The 18,622-nt window shown below is 59.5% G+C and carries 16 protein-coding genes, 1 tRNA gene and 1 pseudogene; 14 read left to right on the top strand and 4 right to left on the bottom strand.

Going from position 1 to position 18,622, the window contains the following annotated elements; all coding sequences use genetic code 11:
- Nucleotides 1-21: 21 nt before the first annotated feature.
- Nucleotides 22-1,551 carry an FAD-dependent oxidoreductase gene (locus NK667_RS26335; protein WP_054616584.1) on the bottom strand — a complete coding sequence of 510 codons (1,530 nt, stop codon included), beginning with the start codon at nt 1,549-1,551 and terminating at the stop codon, nt 22-24.
- A gap of 141 nt (nt 1,552-1,692) precedes the next feature.
- Here NK667_RS26335 and NK667_RS26330 point away from each other — a divergent pair, with 141 nt between their 5' ends.
- From NK667_RS26330 to NK667_RS26310, 5 genes are all read left to right on the top strand, one after another.
- Nucleotides 1,693-2,253 (top strand): YbhB/YbcL family Raf kinase inhibitor-like protein, encoded by a 561-nt coding sequence (locus tag NK667_RS26330; protein WP_054050253.1) that lies wholly within the window; start codon nt 1,693-1,695, stop codon nt 2,251-2,253.
- Between the two features lie 89 nt (nt 2,254-2,342).
- Nucleotides 2,343-4,064: a vWA domain-containing protein gene (locus NK667_RS26325; protein ID WP_054616583.1), complete on the top strand. Its 1,722-nt coding sequence runs from the start codon at nt 2,343-2,345 to the stop codon at nt 4,062-4,064.
- A gap of 17 nt (nt 4,065-4,081) precedes the next feature.
- A complete protein-coding gene (locus NK667_RS26320; RefSeq protein ID WP_054616582.1) occupies nt 4,082-4,663 on the top strand; it encodes an RNA polymerase sigma factor in 582 nt (193 codons plus the stop codon).
- Nucleotides 4,660-5,280 (top strand): hypothetical protein, encoded by a 621-nt coding sequence (locus tag NK667_RS26315; RefSeq protein WP_054616581.1) that lies wholly within the window; start codon nt 4,660-4,662, stop codon nt 5,278-5,280. Before NK667_RS26320 ends, NK667_RS26315 begins: the two co-directional genes overlap by 4 nt.
- A gap of 20 nt (nt 5,281-5,300) precedes the next feature.
- Nucleotides 5,301-5,573 carry a hypothetical protein gene (locus tag NK667_RS26310; RefSeq protein ID WP_083471387.1) on the top strand — a complete coding sequence of 91 codons (273 nt, stop codon included), beginning with the start codon at nt 5,301-5,303 and terminating at the stop codon, nt 5,571-5,573.
- Nucleotides 5,574-5,727: 154 nt separating this feature from the next.
- Here the strand turns inward: NK667_RS26310 and NK667_RS26305 are convergent.
- Nucleotides 5,728-5,804 (bottom strand) — tRNA-Arg (locus NK667_RS26305).
- Nucleotides 5,805-6,153: 349 nt separating this feature from the next.
- On the opposite strand from NK667_RS26305, the gene gabD reads away from it, so the two are divergent.
- The 4 genes and pseudogenes from gabD to NK667_RS26285 all read left to right on the top strand — a co-directional run.
- Nucleotides 6,154-7,596, top strand: coding sequence for an NADP-dependent succinate-semialdehyde dehydrogenase (gene gabD / locus NK667_RS26300; RefSeq protein ID WP_054050229.1), 1,443 nt, complete (start codon nt 6,154-6,156; stop codon nt 7,594-7,596).
- A 185-nt stretch (nt 7,597-7,781) separates the two neighbouring features.
- The gene (gabT, locus tag NK667_RS26295; RefSeq protein ID WP_054050227.1) at nt 7,782-9,059 is read left to right on the top strand and encodes a 4-aminobutyrate--2-oxoglutarate transaminase; all 1,278 of its coding nucleotides are present in this window, start codon (nt 7,782-7,784) and stop codon (nt 9,057-9,059) included.
- Between the two features lie 127 nt (nt 9,060-9,186).
- Nucleotides 9,187-10,401: a response regulator gene (locus tag NK667_RS26290; RefSeq protein WP_054616579.1), complete on the top strand. Its 1,215-nt coding sequence runs from the start codon at nt 9,187-9,189 to the stop codon at nt 10,399-10,401.
- 18 nt (nt 10,402-10,419) lie between these two features.
- A pseudogene (locus tag NK667_RS26285) lies at nt 10,420-10,509 on the top strand (metal ABC transporter ATP-binding protein); the annotation flags it as partial.
- A gap of 19 nt (nt 10,510-10,528) precedes the next feature.
- Here NK667_RS26285 and NK667_RS26280 read toward each other — a convergent pair.
- Nucleotides 10,529-11,518, bottom strand: a complete 990-nt coding sequence (locus NK667_RS26280) for a GGDEF domain-containing protein (protein ID WP_054616578.1) — start codon at nt 11,516-11,518, stop codon at nt 10,529-10,531.
- Nucleotides 11,519-11,803: 285 nt separating this feature from the next.
- Entirely contained in the window at nt 11,804-12,988 is a 1,185-nt protein-coding gene (desA, locus tag NK667_RS26275; RefSeq protein WP_054050221.1) for a delta-9 fatty acid desaturase DesA, read from the bottom strand.
- Between the two features lie 147 nt (nt 12,989-13,135).
- Here desA and dibA point away from each other — a divergent pair, with 147 nt between their 5' ends.
- From dibA to cysW, 5 genes are all read left to right on the top strand, one after another.
- The gene (gene dibA, locus NK667_RS26270) at nt 13,136-15,055 is read left to right on the top strand and encodes a phosphodiesterase DibA (RefSeq protein ID WP_054616577.1); all 1,920 of its coding nucleotides are present in this window, start codon (nt 13,136-13,138) and stop codon (nt 15,053-15,055) included.
- Between the two features lie 340 nt (nt 15,056-15,395).
- Nucleotides 15,396-15,578 (top strand): sulfur starvation response protein OscA, encoded by a 183-nt coding sequence (gene oscA, locus NK667_RS26265; RefSeq protein WP_054050217.1) that lies wholly within the window; start codon nt 15,396-15,398, stop codon nt 15,576-15,578.
- 145 nt (nt 15,579-15,723) lie between these two features.
- A complete protein-coding gene (locus tag NK667_RS26260) occupies nt 15,724-16,737 on the top strand; it encodes a sulfate ABC transporter substrate-binding protein (RefSeq protein WP_054616576.1) in 1,014 nt (337 codons plus the stop codon).
- A gap of 177 nt (nt 16,738-16,914) precedes the next feature.
- Nucleotides 16,915-17,733: a sulfate ABC transporter permease subunit CysT gene (gene cysT / locus NK667_RS26255; RefSeq protein WP_054050213.1), complete on the top strand. Its 819-nt coding sequence runs from the start codon at nt 16,915-16,917 to the stop codon at nt 17,731-17,733.
- 13 nt (nt 17,734-17,746) lie between these two features.
- Entirely contained in the window at nt 17,747-18,619 is an 873-nt protein-coding gene (gene cysW, locus NK667_RS26250; protein WP_054050211.1) for a sulfate ABC transporter permease subunit CysW, read from the top strand.
- Nucleotides 18,620-18,622: the final 3 nt, after the last annotated feature.

Raw genomic sequence — 18,622 nt, 5'->3', positions numbered from 1 at the left:
TCGCTCCTACAGAATTCAGCGTCAATTCAAATCCCGAACCAGCCGCCACGCCTCATCCACCGGCAGTGGCTGTTTCATCCGCTCGGCCAGCATCGCCATCGCCCGCTCTTCTTCACAGGCCACCGCAGCCACCACCACCCCGTGTTTGCCGAACAGGCCAATAAACGGTGGATGGTCTGGATCACCCTTGAATTCGACTTCATCCCAGCTCTCGGCATGGCCCAGGTAGTCGTAGTTTTTGCCGAAGTGCCAGGTCCAGAAATACGGCACGTCGAGATAATGCTCGTCGCCGCCGAGCATGTTGGTCGCCGCGATCCGCGCCTGTTGCTGCGCCAGACGCCAGTGCTCGATCCGTTGCGGCTGACCGTTGAGCGGGAAGGTGGCGATATCGCCGACCGCCCACAGGCCTTGGGCCAGACGCATCCCGCCGTCGACTTTCAGTGATTGGTCTTTTTCCTTGGGCAGGTCGGAAAACACCGCAGTGGCCGGGCTCACGCCGATGCCGACCAGCACCAGATCCGCCGGTAAGCGTTGCCCGTTATCCAGAAGCACCGCCTCGACTTTGCCGGTTCCCTCGATGGACGCAGCTTCACCCTCGGTGTGAAAGACCACGCCATGTGCCTCATGCAGGGCGCGTATCGCCTTGCCGACGGCCTCGCCAAATTGGGCGGCGAAGGGGACGGCGTGGCGGGCGAGTACGGTCACGTCCAACCCATAAGTGCGCAGGGATGAAGCCGATTCCAAGGCAATAAAACTGTCACCGATGATGACTGCCCGCTGGCCGGGTTTGGCCGCGTCGATAATGCGCTGCGCCTGATCTTTCGAGCGCAGCAGGAACACTTGCGGCAGGTCGGCACCGGGTAATTCCAGAGGTTTGGGAATGCCGCCAGTCGCCAGCAACGCCGCGTCGTAGCTCAGGGTTTGTCCGTCGGCCAGTGTTAAGGTTTTGTCTTGCGCGTTGAGGCTCGCGACTTCGCCGTGGATGCGTTCTATGCGTTGTTTGCGATAAAACTCCTCGTCGCGCAGCGGTGGGACTTCTTCCGGCGGCATTTCCCCGGCGATCACGAATTTGCTCAGTACGGTGCGGTCGTAGCCGGCGTCAGCCTCGCGGTCGATCAGTTGGATGCGACCGCCGAAGCCTTTCTCACGCAACGCAGCCGCCGCTGCTGTGCCTGCGGCTCCGGCGCCGACGATCACAAAGGTGCGTTCATCGTCCGCTGGCGGCGTGTGCGGGTCGGACATGGGCTGATCGTCGACCCAGACTTCGTCTTCGCGCATTTCCAGCGGGTAGCGTTTGAGACTGTCCAACGATGGCGGCTCACACAGCGCGCCGTCTTCGATTCGGAAAGCAGCTTTGTGCCACGGACAGATCAGCCGGCCGTGACACAGCGCGCCCTCGGCCAGCGGCGCCCCCGCGTGGGGACATTCGCCCTGAAAGGCGCGCAGTTGATCACCGACCCGCAGCAGGAGAATCTTGGTGTCGTCGATCCGGACCTCAAGGCCCCGGTTTTCCGGCACATCGGCGAAACGGGCAACGCGGTGCAGTGCCATGAGCGCTCTCCAGGCAGGTGTTTCTCTATTGAGTTTGGCCCTTATCCCGAGGTTCAGCTCAATTGCCACTGCCACCGCGCGAACGGTCCGGCTATAGTCTGCCAGCCGACGACGGCCCAACCCGCACAAGGTGCTCCGGTAATGACCCGATTGACCTCTCTGAACCCTTGGCTGGCGGCCGTTGCAGTCGCCCTTTGCGTGCAATTGCCCGTGCAGGCCCAGGAGCGTTTCACCCTTAATATCCCCGGTGTCACGGATGATCGACTGTTTACTTCGGCGGCTGCCAGCGATGCGCCCAATTGCGGCGGACACAACCAGTCCCCAGCCCTGAACTGGAACGCCGGCCCGGCAGGCACCCTCAGCTACGCCATCGTCATGCATGACCCCGACGGCGCGAAAGGCCAGGGCGTCGATCACTGGGTGCATTACGGCATCAAGGCAACCACCCACCAGATCCCGGCGGGTGTCGGTGCAAAATCCGCCCTCGAAGGCGTCGGCGGCACCAACGTCAAAGGCACCACGACTTATGTCGGTCCTTGCCCACCAGTCGGCGACAGCGCGCACCACTACATCATCCAGATTTACGCCCTGGACCTGGCACCGGACGCCTTGCCGGCCGGCCTGACCCGCGCGCAATTGCTGGAAAAGATCAAAGATCACGTGCTGCGCAACAGCAGCGTGGTGCGGCGTTATCACCGCTGAAGATTTATTTCACAGCGGTTTAACCCGAACCTGGCGGGCTGTCCGTCTCAGAGGATGAATGGATCAATTTCCTCCTGAGGTCAGCCCCCATGTCCCTCCCTCTGCATTTTCTCCGCCCGGCCGCCCATGGTTTCGCCATTGGGCTGCTGCTGGCCGTTGCGGGTTGCGGTGTTTCGTCCAAGCCTGATTCCGCTGTTGTGGCGCCGTCGTCATCTTCACCGGCACCGGCTCAAGGTGAGTTGAAAACTGAAGCCGTGGTGTCGCCTGAAGCGGTGATGGCGGATGCCGTGATGGCAAAGCGCAGTGTACGGGCGGCGCCGATGGCCAGTTTTGCGCCGATGTCTGAAGCTGCTCCGCCCGGTTATCGGGATGAGCAGCGCGAGCAATATCAGGCGCTGGCGGACAACCCGATCCACAGCGTGGCCGAAGCGCCGGTTTCGACCTTCAGTGCCGATGTCGATACCGGCGCCTATGCCAACGTCCGCCGTTTGCTGAATCAAGGGCGTTTGCCACCCGAAGGTGCGGTGCGGCTGGAGGAGATGGTCAATTACTTTCCCTACGATTACGCCTTGCCCACCGATGGCTCGCCGTTCGGCGTGACCACCGAACTGGCGCCGTCGCCGTGGAACCCGCATACCCGCTTGCTGCGCATCGGCATCAAGGCCTCGGATCGTGCGGTGGCGTCATTGGCTCCGGCGAATTTGGTGTTTCTGGTGGACGTGTCCGGTTCGATGGACCGCCGGGAGGGGCTGCCCTTGGTCAAAAGCACGTTGAAGCTATTGGTCGATCAATTGCGTGAACAGGATCGGGTGTCACTGGTGGTCTACGCCGGAGAATCCCGTGTGGTACTGGAGCCGACTTCCGGACGGGAAAAAGCGAAGATTCGTACAGCCATCGACCAATTGACTGCCGGTGGCTCAACCGCTGGAGCATCAGGCATCGAACTCGCCTATCAGATGGCGCAACAGGCATTTATCCCCAAAGGCATCAACCGCATCCTGCTGGCCACCGACGGTGACTTCAACGTCGGCATCAGCGACTTCGACAGCCTCAAGCAAATGGCTGTGGATAAACGCAAGACCGGCATTTCCCTGACCACCCTGGGTTTTGGTGTGGATAACTACAATGAACACCTGATGGAACAACTGGCCGACGCCGGCGACGGTAACTACGCCTACATCGACAACCTGCGTGAAGCGCGCAAGGTGCTGGTGGATCAACTCGGCTCGACCCTCGATGTGGTGGCGAAGAACGTGAAGCTGCAAGTGGAATTCAACCCGGCGCAGGTCAGTGAATATCGGTTGTTGGGGTATGAAAATCGCGCGTTGAAGCGTGAGGATTTCAACAACGACAAAGTCGATGCCGGGGAAATCGGTGCAGGGCATACGGTGACGGCGTTGTATGAAATTGTGCCGAAGGGCGAGAAGGGTTGGTTGGAGCCGTTGCGGTATGGTGATTCTTCGTCAGTCTCTTCCGGTAAATCCGGGGAAATGGCGATGCTGCGTGTGCGATACCAACTGCCGGAAGGTGGGAATAGTCGTCTGATTGAGCGGCCGATCGGTTTGAGTTCAGCGCCTGCCAGTGATGACCTGCGCTTTGCCGCGGCGGTGGCAGCGTTTTCCCAGCAGTTGAAGGACGGCCGCTACACCGGCAGTTTCAGCCTGAAAGACACCGAAGCCCTGGCCCGTGGCGCCCGGGGTGAAGACCGCTTCGGCCTGCGCGCGGAGTTTGTGCAGTTGGTCGAATTGGCCCAGAGCCTGCGGCTTTCCACGGCATCGAATCAGGTGTCCAATGCCAACCGCATCGAGTGAAAGGGATCATCGCTGATATGACTGCTCCTGAATTGAGCACCGACGCCAGCAGCGACGAATCGCTGCTGGCGCGTTATCGCTCGGGCGACGGGCCGGCGTTCGAGATCTTGTACGCCCGCCATCGCCAGGGCCTTTATCGATTCCTGCTCGGCCTCAGTGGCAAAGCCGAACTCGCCGAAGAGGTTTATCAGGAGACCTGGCTGAGCCTGATCCGCAGCACCAGTCAGCCACAAGGCCGGGCGAATTTTCGTACCTGGCTTTACCAGATTGCCCGCAACCGACTGATCGACCACTGGCGCAAACATGGCATCCACAACCCCTTGCACGACAGCTACGACGAACAGGCCCACGCCGTGATCGACAACGCCGCCGACCCCGAGCAACTGCTGAGCCTGAGCCGCGACACCCAGCGCCTCGAAACCGCCCTGCAAACCCTGCCCGCCGATCAACGCGAAGTCTTCCTGCTACGCGCCCACGGCGACCTCGACCTGCCACAAATCGCCACCCTCACCGAAACACCGCTGGAAACCGTCAAAAGCCGCTTGCGCTACGCCCAGCAAAAACTGCGTCGGCTGCTGGCCGAGGAGGTACTGACATGACTGACGCCCGTTCTACAAAAGAAGACGAAGTGTTGAAACACTATCGTGAACACAGCCACGATGGCCCACCGGCGCATCTCGACGCCTTCATCCTGGCCGCTGCACACCGGGAAACACCTGAGCGTAAACCGAGCCTATGGCAGCGTTGGGTTCAGGCTTGCCAGAAACCCCGTTGGCAGGTTGCGTTTGCCAGCCTGGTTGGCGTGGCGCTGATGTTGGCGCTGGTGCAACGCACGCCGGAACAAGAGCCGCAGTTCGACTCCGCCCCCGCGCCCAAAACGTCATCCTTTGCTGCCAAAAAAGAAGCCCCGGCACCGATTGCACGTTCATTGTCCGCCCCCGCCGGTGCGATATCCGCACCAGCACCCGCAGCGCCAATGGCCGATTTCGCCGCGCCCGCTCAGAGCGAATCGGTCAACGCGGAAATGGCTGATGAAGCAAAAGTCAGCAAACGCGCGGCTGCTCCAGTGAAAACGCTGGATGATCAATTGCACGAAGTGATTCGCCTGCAAAAAACCGGTCAAACCCAGGCCGCCGATGAACTGTTGAAGACCTTGCACAAGCGGTTCCCTAACGAAAACCTCACCGCCCGACTCAAGGCCTTGAAGAAAAACTGAGCCAAAGACCCTCCACCAATTTGGCAACAACCCCCGAAAGCGCGCACTATCGGGGCATAGCCGATGCGTTGGAGGAAGCCGTGGCGAAAAAAATCGATCGCATCGCCCAAATGTTCAACTGCCCTGATAAAGGGGAGGAGTTGAGACGGGCCATTGCCGAGAGTCGTAAGGAATTTCTGCTGAACAAGCAGGAAGGAGTCGCCCCTGAGGAAGACACTGTTGAGGATGAGGTGTTTGAGGAGGGGGACGAGGACGATGAGGAATATGACGAGTTTGATTGGACGACTGAATGACAAAAAAACCGCTTCGGCGGTTTTTTATCGGGTTCAGTTATTCGGCTAAACCGAACAACTGAATGTCCCAGCATCTGTTTCGTTCTGAGATATCGAGCACCCACAAAAAAAGCCCCAGACCCTACGGGCCTGAGGCTTTCTCGTTTCTTCTATATGGTGCACCAGGCGGGATTCGAACCCACGACCACTGCCTTCGGAGGGCAGTACTCTATCCAGCTGAGCTACTGGTGCAAGCGGGCGCCATGATACTCATATGCGTTGCGGGCGTCCATGCTGCTGAATAGCCTGTGTTTTTCCAAGCTGTAACAGCCGTTTGCTACGTTGATCAGAAAAAATAGGCAAATGCGCCGTTTTCGTTCTTTTTTTCGAACGGCCTATTGTCCTTTTCCAGCATTGATCCTAGGATTCGTTCGAGATTTCAAACGCTCTTGTCTGGGTGCTGAACCGCACGAGTTTCAATCAGTGCGCTATTTATGTGCTTCAGCCCGGTGAATGATTTCCCTGACGGCAGCCTTCGAGGCGCCTTTCTACAATCATAATTCGCTCCGCGCTGGTCGCGGTGCTGTTAAGGAAAGCCGACATGCAGCTTAAAGACACCCAGTTGTTCCGCCAGCAAGCCTTTATCGATGGCGCTTGGGTCGATGCGGACAACGGTCAGACGATCAAGGTCAACAACCCGGCAACGGGCGAAATTCTGGGCACCGTGCCGAAGATGGGCGCTGCCGAAACCCGCCGTGCAATCGAAGCCGCTGACAAAGCGCTGCCGGCCTGGCGTGCACTGACCGCCAAGGACCGCGCGAACAAGCTGCGTCGCTGGTTCGAGCTGATCATCGAGAACCAGGACGACCTCGCTCGCCTGATGACCCTCGAGCAAGGCAAGCCATTGGCCGAAGCCAAGGGCGAAATCGTTTACGCCGCTTCCTTTATCGAGTGGTTCGCCGAGGAAGCCAAGCGCGTCTATGGTGATGTGATTCCGGGTCACCAGCCGGACAAGCGCCTGATCGTGATCAAGCAGCCAATCGGCGTGACCGCAGCGATCACCCCGTGGAACTTCCCGGCCGCGATGATCACCCGTAAGGCGGGTCCAGCATTGGCCGCCGGTTGCACCATGGTGCTCAAGCCTGCTTCGCAAACTCCATTCTCGGCATTCGCTCTGGCTGAACTGGCCCAGCGCGCCGGCATCCCGAACGGTGTGTTCAGCGTTGTTTCCGGCAGCGCCGGCGACATCGGCAGCGAGCTGACCAGCAACCCGATCGTGCGTAAATTGTCCTTCACTGGCTCGACCGAAATCGGTCGTCAGCTGATGGCCGAATGCGCCAAGGACATCAAAAAGGTTTCCCTGGAACTGGGCGGCAACGCGCCGTTCATCGTGTTCGACGATGCGGACCTGGATAAGGCCGTCGAAGGCGCGATCATTTCCAAGTACCGCAACAACGGCCAGACCTGTGTCTGCGCCAATCGTCTGTACATTCAGGATTCGGTCTACGACGCGTTCGCCGAGAAGCTGAAAGTGGCTGTGGCCAAACTCAAGATCGGCAACGGTCTGGAAGAAGGCACCACCACTGGCCCGCTGATCGACGAAAAAGCCGTGGCCAAGGTTCAAGAGCACATTGCTGACGCGATCAGCAAAGGCGCAACCGTTCTGGCCGGTGGCAAGGTGATGGAAGGCAACTTCTTCGAGCCGACCATCCTGACCAACGTGCCGAAAAATGCAGCCGTGGCCAAGGAAGAAACTTTCGGCCCACTGGCGCCGCTGTTCCGTTTCAAAGACGAAGCCGAAGTGATCGCGATGTCCAACGACACCGAGTTCGGCCTGGCTTCGTACTTCTATGCCCGTGACCTGGGCCGTGTGTTCCGTGTGGCTGAAGCCCTGGAATACGGCATGGTCGGCGTCAACACCGGGTTGATCTCCAACGAAGTCGCGCCGTTCGGCGGCATCAAGGCGTCGGGCCTGGGCCGTGAAGGCTCCAAGTACGGCATCGAAGATTACCTGGAAATCAAATACCTCTGCCTGGGCATCTAAGCCCGGCAAGGCGTTTTGCTTCAAGCAGAAAGGGCACGAGAGCGCTGTCCCTTTCTGCGCTTCAAACGGAATTTTCTCTGTGGCCGGGAAAGCTGTGGCAGTCGATCATCGCATGCTGTCGTAGTTGCCTCCCCGCCGCATTTTCCTTGAGCTACGCCGCCCGATGAGCGGTGAATGAGGACTTTATGAGCAAGACTAACGCATCCCTGATGAAACGCCGCGAAGCCGCAGTACCACGCGGTGTTGGCCAGATTCACCCGATCTTCGCCGAGTCCGCGAAGAACGCCACCGTAACTGACGTTGAAGGTCGCGAGTTCATCGACTTCGCCGGCGGTATCGCTGTGCTGAACACCGGCCACGTGCACCCGAAAATCATCGCCGCCGTGACCGAACAGCTGAACAAGCTGACCCACACTTGCTTCCAGGTTCTGGCTTACGAGCCGTACGTAGAAGTGTGCGAAAAAATCAACGCCAAGGTGCCAGGTGATTTCGCCAAGAAAACCCTGCTGGTGACCACCGGTTCCGAAGCGGTAGAGAACGCCGTGAAAATCGCCCGCGCCGCCACTGGCCGTGCCGGCGTGATCGCGTTCACTGGCGCCTATCACGGTCGCACCATGATGACCCTGGGCCTGACCGGTAAAGTCGTGCCTTACTCGGCCGGCATGGGCCTGATGCCAGGCGGCGTCTTCCGCGCGCTGTACCCGAACGAACTGCACGGTGTGAGCATCGACGATTCGATCGCCAGCATCGAACGCATCTTCAAGAACGACGCCGAACCGCGTGATATCGCTGCGATCATCATCGAGCCGGTTCAGGGCGAAGGCGGTTTCTACGTCGCGCCTAAAGAGTTCATGAAGCGCCTGCGCGCTCTGTGCGACCAGCACGGCATCCTGTTGATCGCTGACGAAGTGCAAACCGGCGCTGGCCGTACCGGCACCTTCTTCGCCATGGAACAGATGGGCGTTGCTGCCGACCTGACCACTTTCGCCAAATCCATCGCTGGCGGCTTCCCGTTGGCCGGTGTGTGCGGTAAAGCCGAATACATGGACGCCATTGCTCCAGGCGGCCTTGGCGGCACTTACGCTGGTAGCCCGATCGCTTGCGCCGCGGCCCTGGCCGTAATGGAAGTGTTCGAAGAAGAACACCTGCTGGACCGTTGCAAGGCAGTCGGCGAGCGTCTGGTTACTGGTTTGAAAGCCATCCAGGCCAAGTACCCGGTGATCGGTGAAGTCCGTGCCCTGGGCGCGATGATCGCGGTCGAGCTGTTCGTCGATGGCGACAGCCACAAGCCTAACGCTCCTGCAGTAGCAGCCGTTGTGGCGAAGGCTCGCGATAAAGGTCTGATCCTGCTGTCTTGCGGCACCTACGGCAACGTTCTGCGCGTCCTGGTACCGCTGACTTCGCCGGACGAGCAACTGGACAAAGGTCTGGCAATCATCGAAGAGTGCTTCTCGGAACTCTGATCGCCAAGTGTGACCTGATCGACAAAAAAACCCGCTTCGGCGGGTTTTTTCGTGTCCGCGGAACACATCGCGCTGTATCGAATGGCCAGCATTGACTAAGGTTCATGCATTGCCGTTGGAGGTACGAATGACCGCTGTGGTTCTACCCGCTGTTCCGCGAGTGCTGATTGCCGAGGCCGACCCCTGGTCCCGCGACCTGCTCAAGCAGGTGTTGTTGAATGTGCGTTGCGACGCACGGCTGGACCTGTGCTCCGATGGCCAGCAAGCGATGGAGCTGCTGGCGACGGTGCCTTACGACTTGGTGCTCGTTGACTGGGAATTGCCCGGTATCGATGGCCTGAACGTGTTGCGCAGTGTTCGTCAGCGCAAACGCAATCCGCCGTTACCGTTCATTTTGTTGAGCAGCCGCAACGATAGCGCCAGTGTGCGCGAAGCTTTGCCCTTGGCGCCGACCGCGTACCTGACCAAACCCCTCGACATGGAAAACTTGACTCATCGCTTGCAAGAGTTGCTGCTGAACGCCGGTGAGGAAGTGTCCTGCGAGGTGCCGGCGCTGTCGCCGGGCATGACGTTGTCGGTGTACTTGGAGCGTCGACGTGAATCGACTGACGGCGCGCCGCTGATGACTGACGTGCAGTTGGCGGTCAAACGCAGCCTGAATCCCAATGGCCTCGATCTGACGCTGCTGGAAGCGGAGATCCGCAATGATCCACAAATCACCGCTGTGCTGATCGCCGCCGCCAACAGTGCGGCCCAGCACCATGGCGTCGGGGTGCAAACCCTGTCGCAGGCGCTGCATCGCTTGGGCACCGGGCAAAGCATGAACCTGATTCTGGGCCTGGCCCTCAAGCGTTGCGCGCGGCTCAGTGATCCGCTGCTGGCTGACTATGCCGAACGCTATTGGGATTTGTCGCTGCGTACCGCCGAATATGGCCGGACCCTGGCGCGCTTGCTGGATCTGGATCAGGAGCGCTGTTATTGCGCGGGAATGCTGCACCGCCTCGGTGACCTGGCGTTGCTGCGCTGCTTGCAGGAATGGAAGCAGGCCGGGGGCGAGCTGGACGAGTGGGAAGAAATCGGCGATGCCCTGGCCGAGTTCGGCGCGAGCTACGGTTCGGCACTGCGGACTCGCTGGCGCTTGCCGCTGGAGTTGCGAGAGCTGATTGCAGCGGTCTACCAACTCGGTGGCGGGGTTTACTCCCGCGAAGCGCTGGTGATGAACATGGCCGCGCAACTGGCGCGCCTGACCGAGCATGAAGGCATTGAGGAGTTGGCCAAGAGCCGGACAGCGCGATTGCTCAAGATTGGGTTGCCGGAACTGATGCGACTGCGCAAGAAGTAGGCATCGCATTGTTCCCCTGTGGGAGCGGGCTTGCTCGCGAAGGCGTCGTGTCAGGCAACATTAAAGTTGAATGACCCACCGCCTTCGCGAGCAAGCCCGCTCCCACAAGGGATCTATGTTGAGTCAGTCAGGCCGAGATAATCCGGTTCTTGCCCTGGCGCTTGGCTTCGTACATCGCCGCATCGGCGCGGGCGAACAGGCTGTCGAGGCTTTCGTCCTCGGCGGTGAGGCTGGTCAGGCCCTGGCTGACGGTGATGCCGAAGGTCTGGTCTTCATGGCTGAAGCTCAACCGCTGGATCTCCCGTTGCAGGCGCTCGGCCACTTGCATGGCCATGTCTGGCGCGCAGCCCGGGAATACGGCAGCAAACTCTTCCCCGCCAATTCGCCCGAACAGATCACCCCGGCGTAATGCCGCACGACCGCTTTCGGCAATGTGTTGCAGCACGTTATCGCCTGCCGGGTGGCCATAGCTGTCGTTGACCACTTTGAAGTCATCAATGTCCAGCAGCAGGAAGGCCAGCGGCGCGCCTTGCAGCTTCGCCTGTTCAAATTCGCGATGGGCGCATTCGAAGAAGTGTCGGCGGTTGCTGCTTTGGGTCAGCACGTCGGTGGTCGCCAGGCGTTGCAGCTCGGTTTCCATCTGCTTCTTTTCGGTGATGTCCTCGGCAATGCCGACGATGATCACCGGTTGCCCCGGTTCGGCCTGACGGTTGATGAAGCATTTGTCGCTGAGCCAGCGCACTTGGCCGTCGGCCGCGATGATGCGGTACTCGCGGTCTTCGACGGCACCTTTGACCAGCACCTCGGCCAGGCTGCGCTCGGCGTAGTCCAGATCGTCGGGGTAGATGCTGTCGCGCCACTGGTTGTAGTCGGCCAGCAACAGGCCGGCGGAACGGCCGAAAATCCGTTCATAGGCTGGGCTGACGTAAAGCACCTGCCGGGTTTCCCAGTTGAATGCCCAAAGCACGGCGTTGACGCTGACCAGTAGCGAGCTGAAGAGTTGTTCGCGTTCGCTCAGGCGTGCAACTTCACCTTGGGCATGCATGAGCGCCATCAGGGTTTGCGCGGCCTCGGGCCACTGCGGGTGGGATGAGTCTTGTAGGTTTTTGGTGACCATCGGCACAGATCTCAAAGGGCGTGCACCGCTCGAGGTTTCGAAAGCGGCCACTACGTGGGCCCTTTATCGATTATTTCTTGTGCCACAGCAGGCGCTGTCACGCTTTGGTGGGAAATAATTGATAACAGGTCTCGTCCCGCCTGGATGGCGAAGTGTCTTTGAGATAGGGGATTCGGAGCTTAGTTCCCGGCTGACGGGGACAGGGAGGGGGCTCCCGCCGGGCGGTACTGGCGACGCGTTTTTTCAGTGAAAGAACGCGTCGTCAGTTTTTGCGACTGCTACAGGTCAAACGGCAGCTGGGCGCAGGGAGTAGGTTTTCAACTGATCGGCGAAGTCGCGCAGGGATTGAATCCCGCTGGCTTCGGCTTCGTGCACCCAATCCTTTATCGCGGCAAGCATGTCGTGACCATTTGAGCTGGTCTTGACCCAGATCTGCTGCAAGGCCAAGCGTTTCTCGTAAATTACCTTCAGCGCCTGGCTGTGCTCGAGCATGTTCTGGATGCGGATATGGTGCTTGTCATCCAGCAGGCTGGTTTCCCGCGACAGCAAACGCTTGGCGCGATGGAACTGGTGACGGACCGAGTGATCGACCTTTTCCAGCTCTTGCTTGACCAGCGGCGCGATGACCAGCTTGCGGTACTGAGCCATGATCTGGAAGCGGTTGTTGAGGATGGCCATGGCGGTGTCCATGTCCAGGCTGCCCTTGCCTTCGACCCGGTGGGCGATCGGCGCAACACGCTGGACTTTGGCCAGACGGAAGAAACTGAAGACCTGGATCCAGGCCCAACCGAGGTCGAACTCCCACTTCTTCACCGACAGTTTTGCCGAGTTAGGGTAGGTGTGATGGTTGTTATGCAGTTCTTCGCCGCCGATCAGGATGCCCCAAGGCACCAGATTGGTCGCCGCGTCGCGGCATTCGAAGTTGCGATAACCGATGGCATGACCCAGGCCATTGACTACGCCGGCGGCCCAGACCGGGATCCACATCATCTGGATGGCCCAGATGGTGATGCCGATGGTGCCGAACAGCAGCAGGTCGATGACGCCCATGATCGCCACGCCCAACAGCGGGAAACGGGTGTAGAGGTTGCGTTCGATCCAGTCTTCGGGGCAGTTCTTGCCGTAGATGCGCAGGGTTTCCGGGTTTTCCGCTTCCTCGCGGTACAACTCGGCGCCCTTGCGCAACACGGTGGAAAGGCCCTTGATGACCGGGCTGTGCGGGTCATCGACGGTTTCGCATTTGGCGTGATGCTTGCGGTGGATGGCTGTCCACTCGCGGGTGTTCTGCGCCGTGGTCAACCACAGCCAGAAGCGGAAGAAATGTTTCAGGCCGGCATTGAGCTCCAGGGAGCGATGGGCTGAATAACGATGCAGATAGACCGTGACGCCAACAATCGTGACGTGGGTCATCAGCAGGGTGACTGCCACCAGTGACCAGGGCGACAAGCCGAGAAAACCTTCGTACCACATAGGCTATAGGGCCCTCGATAAATAAAAAAACAGCCGTTGCATTATCACTAAGCCCACAGATAAAACCAGTCGCCCTTTCAGATAAGAGTGGCTGGATGTTTCTTTCACCTATAATTCCAACCCTTTTGTAGGGACATGGACGGTCGAATGTCAGCCACACACCGCGATGCCTTGCGTGCAGCGCTGCTTTACCTGGTGCTTTCAGTAGTCTGGCTCCAGTTCAGTGGTTATTTATTGAACAGTTTCTTCGATAGCTCCACCGAACTGTTGCGATGGCAACTGATCAACGGTTACGCCTGGGTGCTGCTCAGCGCCGGATTAATCTTCCTCGCCCGGGCCAGATTGTTCCGCTGCCTGGGGATCGGCGCGAAATTGCGTGAGCGCAGTGAAGACCGGGAACGGCTGCGCCAGGCCGCCGCCGTGTTCGATTGCACCCACGAAGGGGTGCTTGTCACCGACAGCCAAGGCCTGATCGTGCATGTGAACCGGGCGTTCATGGAAATCACCGGTTATCAAAGTGAAGAAGTCCTTGGTCAGCAGCCCAGCATGTTCAAGTCCGGCCACCACCCGCCGGCGTTCTATCAGGCGATGTTTGCGATGCTAAACAGCGCCGGCCAGTGGAGCGGGGAGATCTGGAACCGGCGTAAAAGCGGCGAGATCTACCCGCAATGGCAGACCATTCGCATCATTCATGACGATCTGGGCCGAATCAGTCATTACGTGGCAGTGTTTTCCGACATCAGTGCGATCAAGAACTCCGAGCACGAACTGACGCACCTGGCCCACCACGATCCGCTGACTGATCTGCCCAACCGCCTGCTGTTCACCGATCGCGTCGAGCAGGCGTTGACCTCGGCGCAACTGCACAAACGCGGCTGCGCCTTGCTGATGATCGATCTGGATCACTTCAAGATGATCAACGACAGCCTCGGTCACAACGTCGGCGATCAATTGCTCAAGGCCGTGGCCGAGCGTTTCAAGGGCCTGTTCGTGCCGGGCATCACCCTGGCGCGTCTGGGAGGCGACGAGTTTGCGGTCCTCGCGGAAAACTGTCCGCAACTGGTGCAGGCCGCCGCGCTGGCGCAGCGAATCATCGATGGCCTCAAGCAGCCGTTCGAGATCGACGGGCATCAGTTGTTCATCAACGCCAGCATCGGCATCAGCCTGTTCCCCAGCGACGCCCTGGGCGCCGAGCAATTGCTGCGCAATGCCGATTCGGCGCTGTTCAAAGCCAAGAGCGCCGGTCGCGATGGCTATGCGCTGTACACCGAAGAATTGACCGCGCATGCCCAGCAGCGGGTCGAGATTGCCTTCGAACTGCGCCGCGCCCTGGAAATGCAGGAGCTGCGCGTCTACTACCAACCGGTCCATGACCTCAAAACCAGTCGTTTAGTGGGTGTCGAAGCGCTGGTGCGCTGGGAGCATCCGCAGCGCGGGTTGATCTCGCCGGCAGAATTCATCCCCGTCGCCGAGCGCACGGGGCTGATTTCCGAGATCGATGCCTGGGTCATGCAGCAGGCCTGTCAGCAGATGTGCGATTGGCAGCAGGCGGGCGTGGTGTTGTCGTTTGTCGCAGTGAACGTGTCTTCGCGTTTGTTTGCTCGCCGCGAGTTGTATCAGCAGGTGGCGCAGGTGCTGCGCGAAACCGGTCTGGATCCGGCGTATCTGGAGCTGGAAGTCACCGAAAGCGCGGTGATGGATGATCCGGAAGTGGCGCTGGAGCAGATGCATCGCCTGCGCGAGTTGGGGGTTCGGCTGGCCATCGACGATTTTGGCACCGGGTATTCGTCGCTGCTGCGGCTCAAGCGATTGCCGGTGCAGAAGCTCAAGATCGATCAGGGTTTTGTCGCCGGGCTGCCGTGGGACGAGGACGATGGCGCGATTGTGCGGGTGATTATTGCGTTGGCCAAAAGCATGGGGATGCAGGTGCACGCCGAAGGGATAGAGCAGGTGGAGCAGGCGGGTTTCCTGCTCGAACAGGAATGTGATCTGGGGCAGGGCTACTGGTTTGGCCGGCCGGTGCCGGCTGAGCAACTGGATTGGACGCGGGCTCCGGTGATTGGATGAGGCCCACGACCTACTTTTGTGGCGAGGGAGCTTGTGTGGCGAGGGGGCTTGCCCCCGTCGGGTGGCGAAGCCGCCCCAAAATGTCTGATACACCGCGCTAGCAGAATTTACGACTGCTACCCAGTCCAGCGGGAGCAAGCTCCCTCGCCACAGGGGTTTTGTGTGGCTTTCGAAAAAGCGAAATCCCTCGCAACCCCTTGTCCCATCAAATAATACTTTCTGGTTATATAAACATTCTTAAATAGTCTTTTTAAGAATATCCGCGCCTATCTACTATTGCCCTCACGCCGCAAGCAGTGCCGCCACTGCCAGGCAACCTCTCAGTCGAAGGAGCAGCACCATGAGCGCATCCCTACGTAGCGTTGACGGCCAGGACGAAGCAACCATTTTGCGTGAGATCCAGAGCGCATTGCGCGACCTGCGTTTCGGCGCAGTGGAAATCACCGTGCACAACGCGCAGGTGGTCCAGATCGAACGCAAAGAGAAATTCCGCTTGCAGAACCCGACCAACAAGCCGAGCTGAAAAGATCAAAAGATCGCAGCCTTCGGCAGCTCCTACAGGGGATTGATGTAGGAGCTGTCGAAGGCGGCGATCTTTTAACCGGCAACCGCAATTCCAGAAACCCATAAGAAAAGCCAACACCAATAGAATTCCAGGAGCTTTCACCATGTCGTCGATTCGTCATTTCGCTTTGGCCGCGCTGGCCAGCGCCCTTTTTGCGGGTTCCGCGGTTGCCAAGGATTACGTGCTGCTCAACGTGTCGTACGACCCGACCCGTGAGCTGTATCAGGATTACAACGCCGAATTCATCAACTTCTGGAAGAAAGACCACGCTGGCGACAACGTGAAAATCCAGCAATCCCACGGTGGTTCGGGCAAACAGGGCCGCGCGGTAATCGACGGCCTGCGTGCTGACGTAGTGACCCTGGCCCTGGCCGGTGACATCGACGAAATCGCCAAACTCGGCAAGACCTTGCCGGCTGACTGGCAAAAACGCCTGCCGGATGCGAGCACTCCTTACACCTCGACCATCGTGTTCCTGGTGCGCAAGGGCAACCCTAAAGGCATCAAGGATTGGGGCGACCTGATCAAGAATGACGTGTCGGTCATCACTCCGAACCCGAAAACCTCCGGCGGTGCACGCTGGAACTTCCTCGCGGCCTGGGCCTATGGCCTGAAAGCCAATGGCGGTGACGAGGCCAAGGCCAAAGAATACATCCAGACCCTGTTCAAACACGTGCCAGTGCTGGACACCGGTGCTCGCGGTTCGACCATCACCTTCGTCAACAACGGTCAGGGCGACGTGTTGCTGGCCTGGGAAAACGAAGCGTTCCTGGCATTGAAAGAAGACGGCGGCGCGGACAAGTTCGAAATCGTTGTGCCTTCGCTGTCGATCCTCGCCGAACCACCGGTGGCCGTGGTCGACAAGAACGCCGAGAAGAAGGGCAACGAGCAGATCGCCGAAGCCTATCTCAAGCACCTTTACAGCCCGGCTGGTCAGGAAATCGCTGCGAAAAACTTCTACCGTCCTCGTGACAAAGACGTAGCGGCGAAGTATTCCAAGCAGTTCCCGACCCTGGACCTGGTGACCATCGACAAAGACTTCGGCGGCTGGAAAACTGCGCAACCGAAATTCTTCAATGACGGTGGCGTGTTCGACCAGATTTACCAGGCGCAGTAATCTGCCATAAGCCACGCAGCGAGCCTTAAGCTTAGGCACTGAACATGTGGGAGCGGGCTTGCTCGCGAAGGCGGTGTGTCAAACGACGTAATTGTTGAATGATGCTCCCTCTTCGCGAGCAAGCCCGCTCCCACATTGATGCGTTTAGCTGATTGATTTTTTCAACCAAGGACTTTTATGTCGCGTCGTATCTCCCCCGTCATACCCGGCTTCGGGCTGACGCTGGGCTACACCTTGGTGTACCTCAGCCTGATTGTGCTCATTCCACTGGCGGCGATGTTCGTGCATGCCGCCCAGCTCACCTGGGATCAGTTCTACGCCATCGTCACCGCGCCTCGGGTGCTGGCGGCGTTGAAGTTGAGCTTCGGCACCGCGCTGTACGCCGCGATCATCAACGGCATCATCGGCACGTTGCTGGCCTGGGTGTTGGTGCGCTACACCTTCCCCGGCCGCAAGATCATCGACGCGATGATTGACCTGCCGTTCGCCCTGCCCACCGCCGTGGCCGGTATCGCGCTGACCGCGCTGTACACGCCGACCGGTCTTGTCGGGCAATTCGCTGCGGACCTGGGTTTCAAAATCGCCTACACCCCACTCGGTATCACCCTGGCGCTGACTTTCGTCACGCTGCCGTTCGTGGTGCGCACGGTGCAGCCGGTGTTGGCCGACATCCCGCGTGAAGTCGAAGAAGCCGCTGCCTGCCTCGGTGCCAAGCCGTTGCAAGTGTTCCGCTACATCCTGGTACCGGCGCTGTTGCCGGCCTGGCTGACCGGTTTCGCCCTGGCGTTTGCCCGTGGCGTCGGTGAGTACGGTTCGGTGATTTTCATCGCCGGCAACATGCCGATGAAAACCGAAATCCTGCCGCTGCTGATCATGGTCAAACTCGACCAATACGATTACACCGGTGCTACCTCCATTGGCGTGTTGATGCTGGTGGTTTCCTTCGTCCTGTTGCTGCTGATCAACTTGCTGCAGCGGCGCATCGAAACCCCATAAGGAGGCGCGAATAATGTCCCAATCGTCTATTGCGGCCGCCTCTTCGGCCAACGCTGCGCGCCGTGGCAGCGCTACTTCGCGGCGCATCCTGATCGGCCTGTGCTGGCTGGTCTTCACCCTGTTTTTATTGCTGCCGCTGTTTATCGTGGTGTCCCAAGGTTTGAAAAACGGCTTGGGTGCGTTCTTCACCGCGATCTTTGAACCGGACGCCTTGTCGGCGCTGAAACTCACGGTGATCGCCGTGCTGATTTCGGTGCCGCTGAACGTGGTGTTCGGCGTCAGCGCGGCGTGGTGCGTGAGTAAATACTCGTTCCGTGGCAAGAGCATGCTGGTGACGCTGATCGACCTGCCATTCTCGGTGTCGCCGGTGATTGCCGGTCTGGTCTACGTGCTGATGTTCGGCGCCCAAGGCCTGTTCGGGCCGTGGCTGCAGGACCACGACATCCAGATTGTCTTCGCCTTGCCGGGCATCGTGCTGGCGACGATTTTCGTCACCGTGCCGTTCGTGGCGCGCGAGCTGATCCCGCTGATGCAGGAACAAGGCACCCAGGAAGAAGAAGCCGCGCGCCTGCTTGGCGCCAATGGCTGGCAGATGTTCTGGCACGTCACCGTTCCCAATATCAAATGGGGCCTGATCTACGGCGTGGTGCTGTGTACCGCGCGGGCGATGGGTGAGTTCGGTGCGGTGTCGGTGGTTTCCGGGCACATTCGCGGGGTGACCAACACCCTGCCGCTGCACGTCGAGATCCTCTACAACGAATACAACCACGTGGCCGCGTTCGCTGTGGCGAGCCTGTTGCTGATCATGGCGCTCTTCATCCTGCTGCTGAAGCAGTGGAGCGAAAACCGTATTAACCGCCTGCGCGCCAGCGCCGCGGAGGAATAACTC

Origin of the sequence: Pseudomonas nunensis, from assembly GCF_024296925.1 — a bacterium.
In the GTDB taxonomy this organism is placed as follows: Bacteria; Pseudomonadota; Gammaproteobacteria; order Pseudomonadales; family Pseudomonadaceae; genus Aquipseudomonas; species Aquipseudomonas nunensis.
This window is presented reverse-complemented; position numbering and strand designations above follow the sequence as displayed.